General features: G+C 67.8%; 19 protein-coding genes and 1 pseudogene. 11 read left to right on the forward strand and 9 right to left on the reverse strand.

What is annotated here, in order from left to right; genetic code table 11:
- The first annotated feature begins 83 nt into the window (after nucleotides 1-83).
- Together VHS75_RS06930 and VHS75_RS06935 are read left to right on the forward strand one after the other, a co-directional pair.
- Complete coding sequence (locus VHS75_RS06930; RefSeq protein WP_329637879.1) at nucleotides 84-917, forward strand: division plane positioning ATPase MipZ; 834 nt, start codon at nucleotides 84-86, stop codon at nucleotides 915-917.
- A gap of 2 nt (nucleotides 918-919) precedes the next feature.
- Nucleotides 920-1351 (forward strand): J domain-containing protein, encoded by a 432-nt coding sequence (locus VHS75_RS06935; protein ID WP_329637880.1) that lies wholly within the window; start codon nucleotides 920-922, stop codon nucleotides 1349-1351.
- A gap of 167 nt (nucleotides 1352-1518) precedes the next feature.
- Here VHS75_RS06935 and VHS75_RS06940 read toward each other — a convergent pair whose 3' ends face one another.
- Complete coding sequence (locus VHS75_RS06940) at nucleotides 1519-2799, reverse strand: D-alanyl-D-alanine carboxypeptidase family protein (protein ID WP_329637881.1); 1281 nt, start codon at nucleotides 2797-2799, stop codon at nucleotides 1519-1521.
- 310 nt (nucleotides 2800-3109) lie between these two features.
- Here VHS75_RS06940 and VHS75_RS06945 point away from each other — a divergent pair, with 310 nt between their 5' ends.
- From VHS75_RS06945 to VHS75_RS06960, 4 genes are all read left to right on the forward strand, one after another.
- A complete protein-coding gene (locus VHS75_RS06945; RefSeq protein ID WP_329637882.1) occupies nucleotides 3110-3547 on the forward strand; it encodes a TIGR01841 family phasin in 438 nt (145 codons plus the stop codon).
- Nucleotides 3548-3703: 156 nt separating this feature from the next.
- Nucleotides 3704-4165, forward strand: a complete 462-nt coding sequence (locus VHS75_RS06950) for a RidA family protein (RefSeq protein ID WP_329637883.1) — start codon at nucleotides 3704-3706, stop codon at nucleotides 4163-4165.
- Nucleotides 4166-4175: 10 nt separating this feature from the next.
- Nucleotides 4176-4925, forward strand: a complete 750-nt coding sequence (locus VHS75_RS06955) for a glycerophosphodiester phosphodiesterase (protein ID WP_329637884.1) — start codon at nucleotides 4176-4178, stop codon at nucleotides 4923-4925.
- A 10-nt stretch (nucleotides 4926-4935) separates the two neighbouring features.
- Nucleotides 4936-6099 carry a GNAT family N-acetyltransferase gene (locus VHS75_RS06960; protein WP_329637885.1) on the forward strand — a complete coding sequence of 388 codons (1164 nt, stop codon included), beginning with the start codon at nucleotides 4936-4938 and terminating at the stop codon, nucleotides 6097-6099.
- Here the strand turns inward: VHS75_RS06960 and VHS75_RS06965 are convergent.
- A complete protein-coding gene (locus tag VHS75_RS06965; protein WP_329637886.1) occupies nucleotides 6096-6686 on the reverse strand; it encodes a DUF4287 domain-containing protein in 591 nt (196 codons plus the stop codon). The two genes, VHS75_RS06960 and VHS75_RS06965, sit on opposite strands and share 4 nt — an antisense overlap.
- Nucleotides 6687-6740: 54 nt before the next feature.
- Between VHS75_RS06965 and VHS75_RS06970 the strand changes: the two genes are divergently transcribed.
- Entirely contained in the window at nucleotides 6741-7178 is a 438-nt protein-coding gene (locus VHS75_RS06970; RefSeq protein ID WP_329637941.1) for an HIT family protein, read from the forward strand.
- A gap of 62 nt (nucleotides 7179-7240) precedes the next feature.
- On the opposite strand, the gene clpA is transcribed toward VHS75_RS06970, so the two are convergent.
- The 5 genes from clpA to VHS75_RS06995 form a co-directional block, all read right to left on the reverse strand.
- Nucleotides 7241-9568: an ATP-dependent Clp protease ATP-binding subunit ClpA gene (gene clpA / locus VHS75_RS06975; RefSeq protein ID WP_414694251.1), complete on the reverse strand. Its 2328-nt coding sequence runs from the start codon at nucleotides 9566-9568 to the stop codon at nucleotides 7241-7243.
- A 6-nt stretch (nucleotides 9569-9574) separates the two neighbouring features.
- The gene (clpS, locus tag VHS75_RS06980) at nucleotides 9575-9904 is read right to left on the reverse strand and encodes an ATP-dependent Clp protease adapter ClpS (RefSeq protein WP_329637887.1); all 330 of its coding nucleotides are present in this window, start codon (nucleotides 9902-9904) and stop codon (nucleotides 9575-9577) included.
- 150 nt (nucleotides 9905-10054) lie between these two features.
- Nucleotides 10055-11329: a DNA polymerase IV gene (locus VHS75_RS06985; RefSeq protein WP_329637888.1), complete on the reverse strand. Its 1275-nt coding sequence runs from the start codon at nucleotides 11327-11329 to the stop codon at nucleotides 10055-10057.
- A complete protein-coding gene (locus VHS75_RS06990) occupies nucleotides 11326-12216 on the reverse strand; it encodes an ROK family protein (protein ID WP_329637889.1) in 891 nt (296 codons plus the stop codon). The genes VHS75_RS06985 and VHS75_RS06990 overlap by 4 nt, the downstream gene beginning before the upstream one ends.
- A gap of 59 nt (nucleotides 12217-12275) precedes the next feature.
- The gene (locus VHS75_RS06995) at nucleotides 12276-12743 is read right to left on the reverse strand and encodes a hypothetical protein (RefSeq protein ID WP_329637890.1); all 468 of its coding nucleotides are present in this window, start codon (nucleotides 12741-12743) and stop codon (nucleotides 12276-12278) included.
- Between the two features lie 123 nt (nucleotides 12744-12866).
- Between VHS75_RS06995 and VHS75_RS07000 the strand changes: the two genes are divergently transcribed.
- Nucleotides 12867-14279 carry a pyridoxal-phosphate dependent enzyme gene (locus tag VHS75_RS07000; RefSeq protein WP_329637891.1) on the forward strand — a complete coding sequence of 471 codons (1413 nt, stop codon included), beginning with the start codon at nucleotides 12867-12869 and terminating at the stop codon, nucleotides 14277-14279.
- A 28-nt stretch (nucleotides 14280-14307) separates the two neighbouring features.
- Nucleotides 14308-15471: a cystathionine gamma-synthase gene (locus VHS75_RS07005; protein ID WP_329637892.1), complete on the forward strand. Its 1164-nt coding sequence runs from the start codon at nucleotides 14308-14310 to the stop codon at nucleotides 15469-15471.
- Here VHS75_RS07005 and VHS75_RS07010 read toward each other — a convergent pair.
- Nucleotides 15464-16120 (reverse strand): hypothetical protein, encoded by a 657-nt coding sequence (locus VHS75_RS07010; protein ID WP_329637893.1) that lies wholly within the window; start codon nucleotides 16118-16120, stop codon nucleotides 15464-15466. The two genes, VHS75_RS07005 and VHS75_RS07010, sit on opposite strands and share 8 nt — an antisense overlap.
- Before the next feature lie 106 nt (nucleotides 16121-16226).
- Here VHS75_RS07010 and VHS75_RS07015 point away from each other — a divergent pair.
- Together VHS75_RS07015 and VHS75_RS07020 are read left to right on the forward strand one after the other, a co-directional pair.
- Nucleotides 16227-16590, forward strand: a pseudogene (locus tag VHS75_RS07015) (response regulator).
- A 3-nt stretch (nucleotides 16591-16593) separates the two neighbouring features.
- Entirely contained in the window at nucleotides 16594-17958 is a 1365-nt protein-coding gene (locus tag VHS75_RS07020; RefSeq protein WP_329637894.1) for a PleD family two-component system response regulator, read from the forward strand.
- On the opposite strand, the gene VHS75_RS07025 is transcribed toward VHS75_RS07020, so the two are convergent.
- A complete protein-coding gene (locus tag VHS75_RS07025; RefSeq protein ID WP_329637895.1) occupies nucleotides 17955-18701 on the reverse strand; it encodes a hypothetical protein in 747 nt (248 codons plus the stop codon). The genes VHS75_RS07020 and VHS75_RS07025 overlap by 4 nt on opposite strands.
- Nucleotides 18702-18715 lie beyond the last annotated feature (14 nt).

An 18715-nucleotide genomic window follows, 5' to 3' on the forward strand; every position in this document is an offset into this window, starting at 1 on the left:
CGGGACTCCGGCTGGGGCGCTCCTCTAGACGCAAGTGAGTCGGTCGCAATTGGGGCAGGGCCGACCCTTGAGGAGTTCTGAACATGCCGCAGGCCAGTGTCATCGTGGTCGGCAATGAGAAGGGCGGGGCCGGAAAGTCCACCATCGCCATCCACACCGCGACCGCCCTGCTGCATGCGGGGGCCAGCGTCGCGGTGCTGGACCTGGACCTGCGCCAGCAGTCGACCTCGCACTTCTTCGCCAACCGCCGCGCCTGGCTCGACGCGAACGGCGTCACCGCGCCCATGCCGGTGGAGCACCCGCTGAGCAGCGATGGCGCAGCCCTGGCCCGCGCCACCGATGAGGAGGCGCTCGCCCGCTTGGAGGAGGCCTTCGCCGATGTCAGCGAGCGCGCCGATTTCGTGCTGATCGACACCCCCGGCAGCGACACGGCGATCAGCCGCGCCGCCCACGGCATGGCCGACCTGATCGTCACGCCGATGAACGACAGCTTCGTGGACTTCGACATGCTGGGCGTCGTCGACCCGGTGACCCTCGAGCTGAAACGCCACAGCCTCTATTCGGAGACGGTCTGGAACAGCCGCAAGGCCCGCGCCGTGAAGGACCGCAAGCAGATCGACTGGGTCGTGCTGCGCAACCGCCTGGCGCCCACCGAGGCGCGCAACCGCAAGCGCCTGGAAGAGCGGATCGAGACGCTCTCCCGCAAGGTCGGCTTCCGCATCGGCCCCGGCCTGCGCGATCGGGTGATCTATCGGGAGCTCTTCCCCTTCGGCCTGACGGTGGCGGACCTGTCGCCGACCATCCGCCCGGTGGTCATGTCCCTGCAGCATGTGGCGGCGCGCCAGGAGCTGCGGGCGCTGATGACCGCCCTGGGTCTCTCGGGCTTCTCCGACGCCGAGCAGATCGCCGCGGAATAGCCGTGCTGCTCTACCTCGCCCTCGGGGCCGCGCTGCTATGGTTCCTGGTGGGGCTGGGCCGCGGCAGCACTGTGTTGAAACGGCGCGAGTGGCGGTTCCTGTCAGGCGCCTTCTCGGTCGCAGCCTTCGCCGCGGCGGCCTACGTGGGCCTGCGCGGTGGCTGGGAGATCTCCATCGTCCTGGTGATCCTCGGTCTGTGGCTGGTGACCACGGCGCGGATCAATGCGCCGCGCGCGCCGCAGCCGCCGCAGGTTTCCAGCGAGATGAGCCTGAAGGAGGCCCGCTCGATCCTCGGCGTCGGACCTGACGCCACGCAGGAGGAGATCCAGGCCGCCTACAGCCGCCTGATCCGCATGGCCCACCCCGACAAGGGCGGGACCTCAGGCCTCGCCGCCCAACTCAATGCCGCGCGAGACCGGTTGCTGCGGGAGTAAACCCCAAGCTTTTCCCGCTTATCCCGGCGAAGGCCGGGATCCAGATGGAACCGCTCAGACGTGGGTTCTTTGAATTCAGAGTCCTTCCAATCCGCCATTCCGCTTTGAGATCTGGATCCCGGCCTTCGCCGGGATGAGCGGAGTTGGAGGAATGGACGAGGTGCGCCTCAGGCCGGTTCGATGACCATGCAGGCCAGCCGCTTGGCCTTCATCGCGTGGCAGGCGTCCTTGGCGTCGGCTTCGCTGAGGCCGGTGAACACCGCCTTGTACCTGCGGCCTTCCTTCTCGGCGGCGCCGCGGGCCCCGTCGACGTGGTCGGCGAACTTCTTCTCGACCAGGGCGATCTGCTTGTGGGCGTCGGTCTTGGAGCGGAACTCGCCCACCTGGACGGCCCACTTGGCCTTGGTGAGCGTGGCGCGGCCGCCGGCCACCTCGATCTTCGGAGCCTTGGCGGCGGGCGCGCCGGTCAGCTGGATCTTCAGCCCATCCTGGTCGCCATCGCCCTGTTCGACCGGCGCGCGGACCACCGGGCCGTTGAGCTCGGTGGGCTCGAACTGGTTCTGGGCGACAACGATCTTCTCACCCAGGCCGCGGCGGCGCATTACGTCGAAGCCGGTGAGCAGCAGGTCTTCGGCGTTCTGGTCGCGCTGCGCCGTCGTCGGCCCGCCCATGACCACGGCGATCAGGCGGCGGTTGTCGCGCACAGCCGAGACCGCCAGGTTGAAGCCCGAGGCGTTGGTGAAGCCGGTCTTCAGACCGTCCACGCCCGGCATGCGGCCGAGCAGATGATTGTGATTGGCGATGGTCTGACCGCGGAAGCGGAATTCCTGCATGGAGAACAGCTTGTAGTACTGCGGGTAGTCCCGCATCACCGCGCGCGACAGGATGGCGATGTCGCGGGCCGTGGTCAGCTGGCGGCTATCGGGCAGGCCTGAGGCGTTCACGAAATGGGTGTTCTGCATGCCTAGCTCCTGGGCGCGCAGGGTCATCAGGGCGGCGAAGCGGCTTTCCGTGCCGCCCAGCTTCTCTGACATGGCCACGGCCATGTCGTTGGCCGACTTGGTGGCCATGCCGTCCATGGCGTCCTCGACGCTGACCGAATCGCCGGCGCGCACGCCCAGCTTGGTCGGCGCCTGGGCCGCGGCGTGCGGCGAGACCATTACCCGGTCGTCCAGATGCAGCTTGCCCGAGGCCAGCGCTTCGAACGTCAGATAGAGGGTCATGATCTTGGTGATCGACGCCGGATAGCGCGGGCTGTCGGCGTGCTTGGCGTAGAGGATCTCGCCGGACTTCGCGTCCACGACGATCGCCGCATACTTCGTCTGCGACGCGGCCAGCAGGTTCTGGAAGTAGGGGATCTGCGCACTCGCCGGGGTGGCGATGGAACCGAGGGCTGTGGTCGCGGCCAGACCTAACGCTAGGAACAGGCGGCGGGCGTGCTGGATCATGCTTCGTCCGTCGAATCAAAGGTTTGCGAACGGCCGCTGGACCGCCCTTGAATCTTACTAGCATGACAGCCTGAAGCTGAAATTAGAGTAAACACCAGTTGAATGGGTTCTTTTGTCGCGGCGCGCCGCGGCGGCCGCGAATCTGGCGCTTCCCAAGGGGAAATCACGCCATTGTGCACTGCACAAAAACTCATTGACTGCTGCACTGCAACATGAGAAAAGACTCCTGCGTTTAACGGGCTCCCCCAGCCCTCGATCCGTCCCATTCCCCCGCGGCGTCCGCCGCACCTCTTGACCCAGGAGTTGACCAATGGCCGCCGCCACCGACGCCGTGAAGACCACCGTCGACCAATTCACCGCCGCCTCCAACGTCGCCTTCAAAGATGGCGTGGAAAAGACCCTCGCCGCCCTGAACGACGCCAACGCGCACTCCAAGAAGAACCTGGAAGCCGTCGTCGCCTCGGTGACCGCCGCCACCAAGGGCGCCGAAGCCCTGGGCGCGCAGGCCATGGCCTTCTCGAAGACCTCCTTCGAAAGCCAGGTCGCCGCCGCCAAGTCGCTGTCGGCCGCCAAGAGCGTGCAGGAAGTCGTCGAACTGCAGACCTCCTACGCCAAGTCGGCGCTGGAAGCCTACATGGCCGAAATGGGCCGCATGACCGAGATCGTTTCGGCCTCGGTGAAGGATAGCATGAAGCCGCTGAACGAGCGCGTGACCGCCATGGTCGAGCGCGTCCAAGCCGCTCGCTAAGAGAAGTTGCCCGCGTACGGCGGTCGACCCTCTTGGGTCCCGCCGATGGGTTTGAAGGCCCGGAGCACCCCCGCTCCGGGCCTTTTCTCATGCGGCCGCCTTTTCCTGGCAAGCCCGGTCTTTTCCTAATGGGGGGAGGGCGCTAGACCTGCGCCCATGTCCCAGATCGAAGACCGACTGGCCGCCGCGGGCGTTGTCCTGCCGCAGCCGAACGCCCCCGTCGCCAACTACGTGCCCTTCGTGCGGGTCGGCGACCTCGTCCACATTTCCGGCCAGGTGTCGCTGGACGCCAATGGCGGCATCAAGGGGGTCGTCGGCGAAGACGTTGACCTGGCCGCGGCCCGCGCCGCCGCGCGGCTCTGCGGCCTTTCCCTGCTGGCCCAGATGCGCGCCGCCTGCGAGGGCGACCTCGATCGGGTGGTCCGTGTGGTGAAGCTGGGCGGCTTCGTGCAGGCCGGCCCCGACTTCTTCGAGATCCCCCAGGTGATCAACGGCTGTTCCGACCTCATGGTCGAGACGTTCGGCGACGCCGGCCGCCACGCCCGCTCGGCCGTTGGCGTCTACCGCCTGCCGATGAACTTCGCCGTGGAGGTGGACGCGGTGGTGGCCATCTCGTGAGCGCCTCCTCGTGAAGGAACGATTCGGCGAGGCCTGGGAGCGGCTCTTCGAGCCGGCCATAGCCCACCGCGGCCTATGGGGCCCCGACGGTCCGCCGGAGAATTCCCTGGGCGCGTTCCAGGCCGCCTGCGCCGCCGGCTACGGCATCGAGCTGGACGTCCAGCTCTCCGCCGACGGCGAGGCCATGGTCTTCCACGACGACGACCTGGAGCGGATGACCGGCGCGCCCGGCCGCCTCTGCGACCGCACCGCCGCCGAACTCGCTGAACTGCGCCTGAAGGGCACGGACGAGCGCATCCCGACCCTGCCGGAGACCCTGGCCCTGGTCGGCCGCCGGGCCATGGTCCACATCGAGCTCAAGACGCCCTATGGCCACGTGGGGCCGCTGGAGCAGCGCACCCACGAGATCATCATCGACCACGCGGGGCCAGTCTGCGTGATCGGCTTCAATCCCTATTCGCACGCCTGGTTTGCCGAGCGGTTCCCTGGTGTGATGCGCGGGCTGGACTCCTATTCCTACAAGCGCGCGCCGCACCTGTCCGACGACCAGCGCAAGAGCTTTGCCCGCCTGGAGCATGTGGCGATCGCCAAGCCGCACTTCCTGGCGCTCGGCCTCGACATGCTTCCCAGCCAACAGGCCAGCGGCTTGCGCATCGAGGGCCTGCCCATCGTCGCCTGGACCGTGCGGGATCCGGCCCAATGGGAGGCGATCCGTGACAGCTGCGACAACCTGATCTTCGAGGGGTTCGCCCCTTGCTAAGGGTTTGCGTGTGAGCCTGAAACCGGCGGTTCGCATCTGCCGGCGCATCGCCGAGATCGGCCGCGAGGCCTGGGACGCCTGCGCATCCAACCCGGCCTATGTCGGCAACCCCTTCATCCAATACGACTTCCTGGACGCGCTCGAGGAGTCGAACTGCGCCGTCGAACGCACCGGCTGGGGACCGCAGCATCTGGCGATCGAGGACGAGGACGGCGCGGTGGCCGCGGTCATGCCGCTCTATCGGAAGTCCCACAGCCAGGGCGAGTACATCTTCGACCACGCCTGGGCGGACGCCTATGAGCGGGCCGGGGGCCAGTACTATCCGAAGCTGCTCTCCGCGGCGCCTTTCACGCCGGCGACGGGACCGCGGCTGCTGGCGCGACCCGACGTCGATGTCGACGAGGCGCGGCGGTTCCTGTTGGGCGGCGCGCTGACGCTCTGCGAGCGTTACGGCTCCTCGTCCTTCCACGTGAACTTCCCCACCGAGGACGAGTGGCGCTGGATGGGCGAGCAGGGCCTGGCCCTGCGCGAGGGCCAGCAATACCACTGGCATAACCGGGACTATGTCACCTTCGATGACTTCCTGGCCGCGCTCTCCTCAGGCCGGCGCAAGACCATCAAGCGCGAGCGGCGCGACGCCATCGAAGGGCTTGAGATCCTCTGTCTGACCGGCGCGGATCTCGGCGAAGAGCACTGGGACGCCTTCTTCGGCTTCTACATGGACACCGGTTCGCGCAAGTGGGGCCGGCCCTATCTGACGCGCCAATTCTTCTCCCTGCTGGGCGCGCGCATGGCTGATCGCGTGCTGCTGATCATGGCCCGGCGTGAGGGGCGCTGGATCGCCGGGGCGCTCAACCTGATCGGCGACGACTGCCTCTACGGCCGCAACTGGGGCTGCGTGGAGGACGTGCCCTTCCTGCACTTCGAGCTCTGCTACTACCAGGCCATCGAGTGGGCGATCGGGCACGGCTTGGCCCGCGTCGAGGCCGGCGCCCAAGGCCAGCACAAGATCGCCCGCGGCTATCTGCCCAGCCCCGTCTATTCCGCCCACTACATCGCCGACCCCGCGCTCCGCGGTCCCGTCGAACGCTTCGTCATGCAGGAACGAGCGGGCGTCGAGCAGGAGATGGAGTGGCTGACCGAGGAATATTCGCCGTTCAAGGCGGAAAGCTAACTCCGCTCCCACGCCTGCTTCAGCAATGCCGCGTCGATGTCGGCGGGGCTCTCCAGCAGCATCTTGGCCTTCAGCCGTTCCGACCAGCCCTCATTCTTCGGCGCCTCCAACCGGGGATCGTCCTGCGGCGTCAGGGCCAGGCCGAGCACCGCCTTGCCGGCCTTTGCGGGTTTGATAGAGGCGAACTGGAATTTGCGGGAGAACGCGGTGAACGCCTTGCGTTGGCCCATAACCACATCGGGCAGGGCTGTGGCCGCCGCCTGCAGCGCCTCAAGGATCGCGGTGGCCTGAGGATCGGTCCACAGCGCCGCCTTCAGTTTCTCTGGCTCGTCCCAACCCGCCGCTGACGGGAAGGCCACAGACAGCACGTGCATCGCGCGGTTCTGTAGCAGGCCGTAGCGCTCCTTGAGCCAGGCGGCCCGGGCGCGCTCCTTGGTCTCCGGACAGGTCCTGGCGATCGCCACCCACTCGTCCAGGGTCTTGCCGGTGTCGCGCTCAAGGCTCGCCTGCACCGAAGCGAACCACTTCTGCTGGCGGGGCGTCAGGCCCGGCGGCGGCGCCAAGGGCTTTGAGTCAGCGGTGGTCATCGTTCCACCCTCCAGAGCGATTTGCTACGACAGCTCCAATCAGGAGCGACGCGCATGAGCTTGGACGGGACCTACGACGGCGGCAACATCTTCGCCAAGATCCTGCGCGGTGAGGCGCCGGCCGCCAAGGTGTTCGAGGACGACCACGTCCTGGCCTTGATGGACGTCTTTCCGCAAGCCCGGGGCCACACCCTGGTGATCCCCAAACACTCGGCCGCCCGCAACCTGATGGACGAGGACCCGGCGGTGCTGAGCCACGTGATCCTGGGTGTCCAGCGGGTGACCCGCGCCGTACGCGCCGCCCTCAGTCCCGACGGCATCGTGGTGACCCAGTTCAACGGCGCCGCGGCCGGGCAGACCGTCTTCCACCTGCACTTCCACATCATCCCGCGCTGGGAGGGCGTCCCGCTCGGCCGCCACGCGGCCGGCGGAATGGCCGATCCGGCGGAGCTGAAGATCCTGGCCGAGCAGATCGCGGCGAAGATCAGCTAGCGCACCCACGAAAAAGCCCCGGGCGCGGACCCGGGGCTTTCCGTATCTGAAGCGAGCATCGGCTATTCGACCGTGAGGGCCTCGGCCTTGTCCTGCGCCGGGCTTTCGATGACCGGAGCGCCCGGCTCGTGGTCGTCGCCCTCAATGTCGAAGGCGAGCTTGCCGTCGCGCAGCACCACCTTGACGTGGCCGCCCTTGACCAGCTTGCCGAACAGGATCTCGTCGGCCAGCGGCTTCTTGATGTTCTCCTGGATGACCCGGCCCAGCGGACGGGCGCCGTAGAGTTCGTCGAAGCCGTTCTTCGCCAGCCAGTCGGCCGCATCGTCGGTCGTCTCGATGGTCACGTGACGGTCGGCGAGTTGGGCCTCCAGCTGCATGATGAACTTCTGCACGACCTGGCGGATGATCTCCGGGGTCAGCGACTTGAAGGCCACCACCGCATCGAGGCGGTTGCGGAATTCCGGCGTGAACACCCGCTTGATCGCTTCCTCGGCCTCGTCGTCCTGCTTCCCGCGGCCGAAGCCGATGGAGTTGCGCTGGGCGTCGGCGGCGCCGGCGTTGGTGGTCATGATCAGGACCACGTTGCGGAAGTCGATCTTCTTGCCGTTCGAGTCCGTCAGGGCCCCGTGGTCCATGACCTGCAGGAGGATGTTGTAGACGTCCGGGTGGGCCTTCTCGATCTCGTCAAGCAGCACGACCGCGTGCGGGTGCTGGTCGACGGCGTCGGTCAGGAGACCACCCTGGTCGAAGCCCACGTAGCCGGGAGGCGCCCCGATCAGGCGGCTGACGGTGTGGCGCTCCATATATTCGCTCATGTCGAAGCGCAGCAGCTCGATGCCCAGCGTCGAGGCCAGCTGGCGGGCGGTCTCCGTCTTGCCGGTCCCGGTGGGGCCCGAGAAGAGGTAGGAGCCGATCGGCTTGTTGGCGTCGCGCAGGCCTGCCCGGGCCATCTTCATGGCCGCGGACAGCTGGTCGATGGCGTCGTCCTGGCCGTAGACCGCGCGCTTCAGATCGCTTTCCAGTTGCTTCAGCGCCTCGGTGTCGGTCTTGGAGACCGACTTCGGCGGGATGCGGGCGATCTTGGCGACGACCGCCTCGACCTCCTTCAGGCCGATGATCTTCTTCCGCTTGCCCTCGGGCAGCAGCATCTGACTCGCGCCGGCCTCATCGATGATGTCGATGGCCTTATCCGGCAGCTTGCGGTCGTTGATGTACTTGGCCGACAGCTCCACCGCCGCCTTGATGGCGTCGTTGGTGTAGCGGAGCTTGTGGAACTCCTCGTAGTAGATTTTCAGGCCCTTCAGGATCTTGATCGTGTCGTCGATGGTCGGTTCGTTGATGTCGATCTTCTGGAACCGGCGGACGAGGGCGCGATCCTTCTCGAAGTGCTGGCGGAATTCCTTGTAGGTGGTCGAGCCCATGCACCGCAGGGTGCCCGACGCCAGAGCGGGTTTGAGCAGGTTGGAGGCGTCCATCGCCCCGCCCGAGGTGGCGCCCGCGCCGATCACCGTGTGGATCTCGTCGATGAACAGCACCGCGTCGGGGTGGTTCTCCAGTTCCTTGACCACCTGCTTCACGCGCTCTTCGAAATCGCCGCGGTAGCGGGTGCCGGCAAGCAGCGAGCCCATGTCCAGGGAGAAGATGGTCGAGCCGGCCAGGACCTCAGGCACCTGGTTGTTGACGATCTTGCGCGCCAAGCCCTCGGCGATGGCCGTCTTGCCCACGCCGGGGTCGCCCACCAGCAGAGGGTTGTTCTTCGTGCGCCGGCAGAGGATCTGGATGCAGCGCTCCACCTCGGCCGAGCGGCCGATCAGCGGGTCGACCTTGCCCTGCTTGGCCTTCTCGTTGAGGTTGACGCAGTAGGCTTCCAGCGCCTCGCCGCCGGTCTTGACGGTGGGCTTGTCCTCGTCGTCCGAGGCGCCCTTCACGGGCTTGGCTTCCGTGGCGCCCGCCTTCTTGGCGATGCCGTGGGCGATGTAGTTGACCGCGTCGTAGCGGGTCATATCCTGCTCCTGCAGGAAGTAGGCGGCGTGGCTCTCCCGCTCGGAGAAGATCGCCACCAGCACATTGGCGCCGGTGACCTCCTCGCGGCCGGAGGACTGCACGTGGATGACCGCGCGCTGGATCACGCGCTGGAAGCCCGCGGTGGGCTTGGCGTCCTCGCCGTCGTCCACGACCAGTGAGCGCAGTTCGGTGTCCACGTAGTTGGTCAGGGTGGTCCGAAGGGCGCCCAGGTCCACGTCGCACGCCCGCATGACGCCGGCGGCGTCCTCGTCGTCGACGAGGGAGAGAAGAAGATGCTCGAGGGTCGCGTATTCATGCTTGCGCTGGTTGGCGTAGGCCACGGCGCGATGAAGAGACTCCTCAAGGGGGCGCGAAAATGAAGGCAAAGGCCTCTAGTCCTTTTCCATGGTGCACTGCAGCGGGTGTTGATGCCGCCGCGCCGTATCAACGACCTGGGCTACTTTTGTTTCCGCCACCTCGTAGGTGAACACCCCACACACCCCCACGCCGTGTTGATGGACGTGAAGCATTATCCGAGTCGCGTCTTCGCGCGACTTATTGAAGAACTGCTCAAGCACATAGACGACGAATTCCATTGGCGTGTAGTCGTCGTTCAAGATCAGCACCCGATACATCGAGGGCTTCTGTGTCTTGGGCTTCGTTTGGGTGACGACCGCCGAGCGGATGCCCGTGTCCTGATCACCCATTTTACGATCGGCCATTCAATCGATCTCCTGTCGGCGCTGCCGCAACGCCGCCAATCGATTAGATATGCAAACCCGACCCATTTGGAAGGGTCGAATCGTCACGGCGCCTAGCGAAACCGTCGACGCCCAGGATAATTGGGCGGTATTGCCATTCGGTTTAGGACGTCAGTCGCGTTTTGTGACGCCCTTTGCCCGAAAAATGCGCCCTGAGGTCACCGCGCCGGCGCCGAAGCGGGCGCGCAGGGCGTCGAGGGTCTTTTCGCCGGCCAAGGCGCGGCGCTCGTCCCCGGCGAAGAAGTCGTCCTCCACCGCCGCGGCTTCGATCAGTTCGGCGAGGCCAATGCCGATCAGGCGGTAGGGCCGGCCCGTCGCCTCCTTGGCCAGCAATTCGCGCCCAACGCTGAACAGGGTCTTGGCGGTCTGGGTCGGCACCGGGATGGTCCGACGGCGCGTGTGGATGCGGAAGTCGGTGGTCCTGAGCTTCAGGGTCACCACCCGGCCGGCCAAGCCGTCGGCGCGGGCGTGGCGGGCCACCCTCTCGGCGAGCTCGGCCAGCACGTCCTCCAGGTCGCCAAGCGCTGTGAGGTCCTCGTTGAAGGTGGTCTCGGCGCTGATCCCCTTGCGCTCTTCGCTGGGGTTCACCGGGCGGCTGTCCTGGCCGTGGGCCAGGCGCGAGAGGCGCAGGCCATGGCTGCCGAACCGCTCGGCCAGTACCTTCAGATCCGCGCGGGCCAGGTCGCCCACGGTCCGGAAGCCCGCCTTGTCCAGGCTCGCCACCATCGCCGGGCCGACGCCGGGCAGGATCCGGACCGGCCTGGGCGCCAGGAACGTCTGCGCCTCCGCCCCGCCGATCACCGAAAAGCCGCGCGGCTTGTCGAGTTCAGAGGCGATCTTGGCCAGGAACTTGTTGGCCGACAGTCCGATGGAGACGGTGAGCCCGGTCTCCGCCTCGATCCGCGCCTGCAGCCGGGCCAGCGTGATGGCCGGCGGCGCCTTGTGCAACCGCGCGGTGCCCGACAGGTCCATCCAGGCCTCGTCCAGCGACAGGTTCTGGATCAGCGGCGTCAGCTCGCCGGCCAGCCCTAAGATACGCTTGCTCTCGAACCGGTACTTGCTGAAGTCCGGCTTGATGACGACGGCCTCGGGGCAGAGCTGCAGCGCCTTGAACATCGGCATGGCGGACCGCACACCCTTGATGCGGGCGATGTAGCAGCAGGTGGTCACCACGCCCCGCTTGCCGCCGCCGACGATCACCGCGCGGTCGCGCAGCTCCGGCCGGTCACGCTTCTCCACCGAGGCGTAGAAGGCGTCGCAGTCCATGTGGGCGATGGCCAGGTCGCCCAGTTCCTGATGCGCCACGACACGGGGCGAGGCGCAGTCGAGACAGCGCCGCACGGCCTGCTCGCCCTGCCAGAAGCAGTCGCGGCAGAAAGCCTTCACGGGAGCGGCCAGAGCCAGGCCGCGCCCCGCACGCCGGAGGAGTCGCCGTGCAGCGCTTTGCGGACGGGCGTCGTGAAGACGTCGCTGAATGTATACCCGCCGATCGCGGCCGGCAGCCGAGGGTAAAGCGCCTCGACGTTCGACATCCCGCCGCCCAGCACGATCACATCCGGGTCCAGGATGTCGGCGATCACTGCCAGGCCGCGGGCGAGACGGTCGATGTAGTCGTCCAGCGACGCCATGGCGGCCGGTTCGCCGCGCGCCGCGGCCTCGACGATCTGATGCGCGCTTCGATCCGTCCCATGCGCCCGGGCGAAGCCGGGGCCGCTGATCCAGTTCTCCAGGCAGTTCAGCCGCCCGCAGAAGCAGCCGGGTCCCGGCAGCTCGTCGGGCCGCGGCCAGGGCAGGGGTGTGTGGCCCCACTCGCCGGCGATGCCGTTGTGGCCGGCCAGCACCTGGCGCGCCACCGTCACGCCCGCGCCGCAGCCGGTGCCGATGATCACCCCGAACACGACGTGGGAGTCCGCGCCCGCGCCGTCCGTCGCCTCCGATAGGGCAAAGCAGTTGGCGTCATTGGCCAGGCGCACCGGGCGCCCCAAGACCCGCTCCAGATCGGCTTGCAAGGGCTTGTCGTTGAGGTGCGTGGTGTTGGCGTTGCGGATCTGGCCGGTGGCCGGCGACGGCGAGCCGGGGATGCCCACGCCGATGGTGGTCCCGCTGACGCCCGCCTGCCGTTCCGCCTCGGCGATCAGGTCGCGCACCGTCTCCAGACTGGCCTCGTAACTGCCCGGCGATAGCGCACGCACGCGAGCCTGGAAGCGGCCATGCGCGTCCAGCGCCGCCGCCTCGATTTTGGTTCCCCCGAAGTCCACGCCGATCCGGATCATGGCGGTGGTATACCGGATTTGCGACCGGGCCGCCTAAGGCCGAGCCGCCGGATTCCTTCCTAGGCCGGCACGCCGGCCTTCGCCAGGTTGGCCTTGGGGATCACCGCCTTGAACGGCGCGGTCTTGCCCTTGTCGCGGGCCAGTTCCGCCCAGGCCAGCGCGAAGGCGCTGGGCGAGCGGGGCTCGTTGGCCGTGGCGGAGAACCGCACTTTGCGCGCCGCCAGGGCCGCGGAGAGCAGCGCCCAGAGGTCGAGGTCCTCCTCCGGCGACTCCGCGCCAGGGCTTAGGCGCCTGGCGGCGGCCAGCACCGCGGGGCTCGCACTGCGGACCTCGACGATTGCGCCCGCCGGCGCGGCGGTCACGGCCGCGACGAGGGCCGAGAGCGCTATCCGCTCGGCCGTGACGCTGCGATCCCCACCGGCCGCGCCCAGCCGTGAACTGCCCTCGCTGAGCACATAGGCCCAGCCGCCGGCGCGAAACGACGCCTGGTGAGAGATTTCGACCCAAATCTGGATGTTGATGGACATGGGCGTGCCCTAGCACCTCCGGCCGGGTGAGCAATAGCCGCCGGCGTCCGCATCTCAGCGCAAGGATGTTGCGTTGAGCCCAGGTGGGGTAGTGATGGACCCTTCGCACGGAGTCGGTTTCCGATGATGCCCGCCGCCAAGACCTCCACGCCCGACACCCATGCGCCCGCCCCGGTGACCTCGGCGCTGGACCTGATCGGCCGCACGCCGGTGCTGGAGCTGACCGGCATGTTCGACTGCGGCCCCTGCCGCCTGTTCACCAAGCTGGAGAGCGCCAATCCCGGCGGGTCCATCAAGGACCGCATCGCGCGCACCATGATCGAAGCCGCTGAGGCCGATGGCCGGCTGAAGCCCGGCGGGACGATCATCGAAGCCACCGCCGGCAACACCGGCCTCGGTCTGGCTCAGGTCGGCATCCTGAAGGGCTACAGCCTGGTGCTGGTGGTGCCAGACAAGATGGCCCGCGAGAAAATCCAGCACCTTCGCGGCCTGGGCGTCGACGTGCGCATCACCCGCAGCGACGTCGGCAAGGGCCACCCGGACTACTACCAAGACATCGCCCAGCGCCTGGCCGCCGCCATGCCTGGCGCGGTCTACATGAACCAGTTCTCCAACCCGGCGAACCCCAAGGCCCATGAGACCACCACCGGCCCGGAGCTTTTCGAACAGCTCGACGGCGACGTGGACGCCATTGTGGTCGGCGTCGGCTCCGGCGGCACGCTCTCGGGCCTCGGTCATTATTTCAAGAAGGTCAGCCCCAAGACCGAAATGGTCCTGGCCGACCCGGCGGGCTCGGTGCTGGAGCCGCTGGTCAACCGGGGCGAGACGGTCGAGGCGGGCTCCTGGATCGTCGAGGGCATCGGCGAGGACTTCGTCCCCGACAATTGCGACCTGTCGCTGGTCAGGAAGGGCAACGCCTTCGCCGTCACCGACCGCGAGAGCGTCAACGCCGCCCGCGACCTGCTGTCCAAGGCCGGGGTCCTCGGCGGGTCGTCGTCGGGCACCCTGCTGGCTGCCGCCTTGCGCTACTGCCAGGCCCAGACCACGCCCAAACGGGTGGCGACCTTCGTCTGCGACAGCGGCAACAAGTACCTCTCGAAGGTCTTCAACGACCATTGGCTGGCCGACCAGGGCCTGACCGACCGGCCGATCACCGGCGCGCTCCGCGACCTCGTCGCCCGCAATGCTCAGCTGGGCGGGGCCGAGACCGTGGGGCCCGACGACACCCTGGACACCGCCTACAAGCGCATGCGCACCGCCGATGTCAGCCAGCTCCCGGTGCTGGACGACGGGCGGCTGATCGGCCTCCTGGACGAGAGCGACCTGCTGGCGGCTGTCGAGGGCGGGCCGGAGCGGTTCGGCGACTCCGTGGCCACCGCCATGGTCGCCAAGCTCAACACCCTGCAGGCCAACGAGCCGCTAGACGCGCTGATCCCCATCTTCGAGCGCGACGAGGTGGCCATCGTCCTCGATGGTCGAGAGTTCCTGGGCCTGATCACCCGCGTCGACCTGATCAACCATTTGCGCCGCGCCTGACGCGCCTCGCAGCGAGACCGGAGACCTCATGACCGACGGTTCCAATCGGCTGGCGTTCGAAACGCGCGCCATCCACGCCGGCCAGCATCCGGACCCCACGACCGGGGCGGTGATGGTGCCGATCTACGCCACCTCGACCTACGCCCAGGAGAGCCCGGGCGTGCACAAGGGCTTCGAATACTCCCGCAGCCAGAACCCGACCCGTTTCGCCTTCGAACGCTGCGTGGCGGACCTGGAAAGCGGCGTGAAAGGCTACGCCTTCTCCTCGGGCCTGGCGGCCATCGCCACGATCCTCGACATGCTGGAAGCCGGCGACCACGTCATCGCCTCGTCCGACCTCTACGGCGGCTCCTTCCGCCTGTTCGACAAGGTGCGCCGCAAGTCCGCAGGTCTGACCTTCAGCTTCGTCGATCTGGCCGACACTGCCGCTGTCGAGGCCGCCATCGGGCCGAAGACGCGGCTGATCTGGGTCGAGACGCCGACCAACCCCATGCTGCGCCTGGCCGACCTCGACGCGCTGGCCGCGCTGGCCAAGAAACATGGCGTGATGATCGCGGCCGACAACACCTTCGCCAGCCCCTATTGCCAGCGGCCGCTGGAGCACGGCTTCGACCTGGTCATGCACTCGACCACCAAATACCTGAACGGCCACTCCGACGTGGTGGGCGGCATCGTGGTGGCCGGCGCGGAAGGCGAGGTCGCCGACCGCATGACCTTCCTGCAGAACGCCGTCGGCTCGATCGCCAGCCCGTTCGACAGCTTCCTGGCCCTGCGCGGGGTGAAGACCCTGGCGCTGCGCATGGAGCGCCACTGTTCCAACGCCGCCGCCATCGCCGAGCGGCTGGAGGGGCACCCGGCGATTGAGACGGTGATCTACCCGGGCCTCGCGAGCCATCCGCAGCATGAGCTCGCCACGCGCCAGATGCACGGCTTCGGCGGCATGATCACCGTGATCCTCAAGGGCGACCTGTCAGCGGCCAGGCGCATGCTGGAGCGGACCGAGCTCTTCACCCTGGCCGAGAGCCTGGGCGGCGTCGAAAGCCTGATCGAGCATCCCGCGATCATGACCCACGCCTCGATCCCGCCGCACGTGCGCAAAGAACTGGGCATCTCCGACGCCCTGGTGCGCCTCTCCGTCGGCGTCGAGAACGTCGACGACCTGATCGCCGACCTTGAGCAGGCGCTCAGCTGATCGACGCCTCGATCGCCTCGCCGAGCTCGGCCCAGTCGTCGATGCGCGGGTGACGGTCTGAGCGCGGCGCGAGCGGGCGAAGGCGCAGGTCCGCCACGTGCTGGAAGGTCGCGGTGCGCGGCGAATGCTCTGCGACCGAGTCGAGATTGGGCAGCAGGTCGTCGATGAAGGCGCTCTTGGCGCGGGTCTGCGCCACCAGCCCGGCGGTGATCGGCCCCTTGGGCCCGCTGGAGAGGATCAGCGCGCGCGGCAGGCCGTGCCGCTTCAGCCATTCGCCGCGCAGCCGTTCGGCGTCGGCGGGAGCGTTGGACAGGATCAGCAGCTCTGCCCGGGGCCGCAGCTTGCGCAGCGCCTCCACCGCGCCCGGCGCCGGTTCGATCTCGCCGCAGCCCGTCCGGAAGAATTCATCGAACAGCCGGCGCCCCTCGGCGATGTCGAGATGTTCGGTCGCGCCCGGCCGGAACAGGTTCTGGAACAGCGCGAATCGCTCGAACCGCAGCTCATAGCCCCGCTCGGCCACGAAGGCGCCGAAGCCCTTCATGAACAGGCCTAACACCTCGTCCACGTCGACGATCACCAGGGGGCGATCCCGAGTCAGGCCGAGGCTTTCGAGGGTCGGCGCGCCCGGCGGGGAGGGAACCTCAACCACCGCATCTCCCTAGGCTAACGAAGTTTAAGGATATCCATGGGATGTACACATGAGGGTGGGGAATTCCGCGTTTCGCGGCAGCCACGAAAACAGAGCCGGGTCCTAAATGGCCAAGAAGGTCCTCATCGTCGAGGATAACGAGCTGAACATGAAGCTGTTTCATGATCTGCTCGATGCCCAGGGCTACGAGACGCTGCAGACCCGCGAGGGCCTCCAGGCGTTGGCGCTGGCGCGTGAGCACCGCCCGGACCTCATCCTGATGGACATCCAGCTGCCGGAGATCTCGGGCCTCGAGGTCACCAAGTGGCTGAAGGAAGACGAGGAACTGGCCTGGATCCCCGTGGTCGCCGTCACGGCTTTCGCCAAAGGGCGACGAGGAGCGGATCCGGGAGGGCGGCTGCGAGGCCTATATCTCCAAGCCGATCTCGGTCGTGCATTTCCTCGACACCATCAAGCGCCTGATGGGCTGAGCCATGACCGCGCGTATCCTGGTGGTTGACGATATCGAGGCCAATATCCGCCTGCTGCAGGCGAAGCTTGAGGCCGAGTACTACGAGGTGCTGACCGCGCCCGACGGCCCCACGGCGCTGGCGATCGCCGCCGCCGAGAAGCCCGACATCGTGCTGCTGGACGTGATGATGCCCGGCATGGACGGCTTTTCCGTCTGCCGCCGCCTGAAGGACGACCTTGAGACCCGTCACATCCCGGTGGTGCTGCTGACGGCGCTGGATGGCCGCTCCGACCGCGTGGCGGGGCTGGAAGCCGGCGCCGACGACTTCCTGACCAAGCCCATCGATGATGTCCTGCTGTTCGCCCGCGTGCGCAGCCTGACCCGCCTAAAGTCGGTGATCGACGAACTGCGGCAGCGCGAGGCCTCCGGCCGGCGCATGGGCGTGATCGCCGGCGTCGCCTCGCGCCTCGGCGGCACGGGCGGGCGCATCCTGATCGTCGACGACCATGCCCGTCAGGCCGAGCGGGTTTGCGCCGAACTCGCCATCGAGCATCGCCCGATCATCGAGATCGGCCCGGAGACCGCCTTGCTGGCCGCCCGCGGTCCGGTGGACCTGATCATCGTCAACGCCGCGGCCAAGAGCTTCGACGGCCTGCGCTTCGCCGCACAGATCCGCTCCGACGAGGTGACCCGCAACCTGCCGATCCTGGCCATCGTCGACTTCGACGAGCGTCCGCGCCTGGTGAAGGCCCTGGAGATCGGCGTCAACGACGTCCTGCCGCGCCCGATCGACCCGCAGGAGATGGCCGCGCGGGTGAAGACCCAGATCCGCCGCAAGCGCTACACCGACTATCTGCGCGAGAACCTCGACCTATCGCTGGAACTGGCGGTCACCGACCAGCTCACCGGCCTGCACAACCGTCGCTACATGGAAACCCAGCTCGACGCGCTGGTGCGCCGCGCGGTGGTGGGCGGCGGCGAGCCGGTGGCCCTGCTGGTGATCGACATCGACCACTTCAAGAAGATCAACGACAGCTTCGGCCACGGAGTGGGCGACGAGGTATTGCGCGAGTTCGCCGTGCGCCTGGCCTCCAACGTCCGCGCCATCGACCTTCCGGTCCGCTTCGGCGGCGAGGAATTCGTGGTGGTGATGCCGGAAACCGAATTGGCTGACGCCCATCGCATCGCCGAGCGCATCCGCCTGCACGTCGCCGGTTCGCCCTTCCGGGTCTTGGACGGCGGGGAGCTGCTGACCGTCACCATCTCCATCGGCGTGGCCGCCAGCCTGCCCACCGACGACCCGGCCAAGCTGATCAAGCGCGCCGACGACGCCATGTACGAGGCGAAGGCGCACGGCCGAAACCGGGTCATCGCAAAGGCCGCCTAGGCTCGCCCGTACACAAACTGGGTCAGCATCATGCGGGGCGTCGCAAGCACGTTCGGCGTGGGCGCATGCAGCATCAGTGGGTGCATCACGATCACGTCGCCCGGCTCGCCGAGCATCTCGCAGACGCGCACCCTGACGCCATCGACCTCGCTGCCCGCCTCCATGAAGCGCCGGATGCGCTCGCCCTCGTCGCGGCGCGAGGTCAGGGCGGCGAACCACGGCGATCCCGCCTCCAGCCGCTGGCGCGCCTGGGCCGAGGGCAGGGCGCCGCCGGTCTCCTCGAACAGCGCCTCGAACAGCCGGTGAGAGCCCGCCACATAGCCCGTGCCGCCGCCGCCCGGCCGCGAAGGCGCCAGGATCGCGAAGAGCCGCGCCAGGCGGAGATCGCCGGGTCTCGCGCCCAGGTCGATGTGCCAATGCTCGCGCGGGACATCCCAGGCCACCTCGCCGGTATGGAAGCTGACCAGCGGCAGGCCCCAATGCGCGGGCTCCTCCCACTGGCCCAACAGGACGTCCAGCACGGCCCGCACCGCCGGGCTCGCCATCGCGTCGAATTCGCCGGTCCTTGAGGAGAGCTTGGACGGACGAGCCGTCCGTTGCGGGTGGGCGGCTAGCTTGCGTCTCAGCGCGGCGGCCATCGCCTCGACGTCTGGGATGGGAATCGCACCCGGCAGCCGCACGACGCCGTCGCGGGCGTAGGTTTCAGCCTGGGCGGCGGTGAAGAGCTCGCGGGTGTCCTTCATCGAAGGCTCCTGAA

The sequence above is a fragment of the Phenylobacterium sp. genome (assembly GCF_036264965.1).
In the GTDB taxonomy this organism is placed as follows: domain Bacteria; phylum Pseudomonadota; class Alphaproteobacteria; order Caulobacterales; family Caulobacteraceae; genus Phenylobacterium.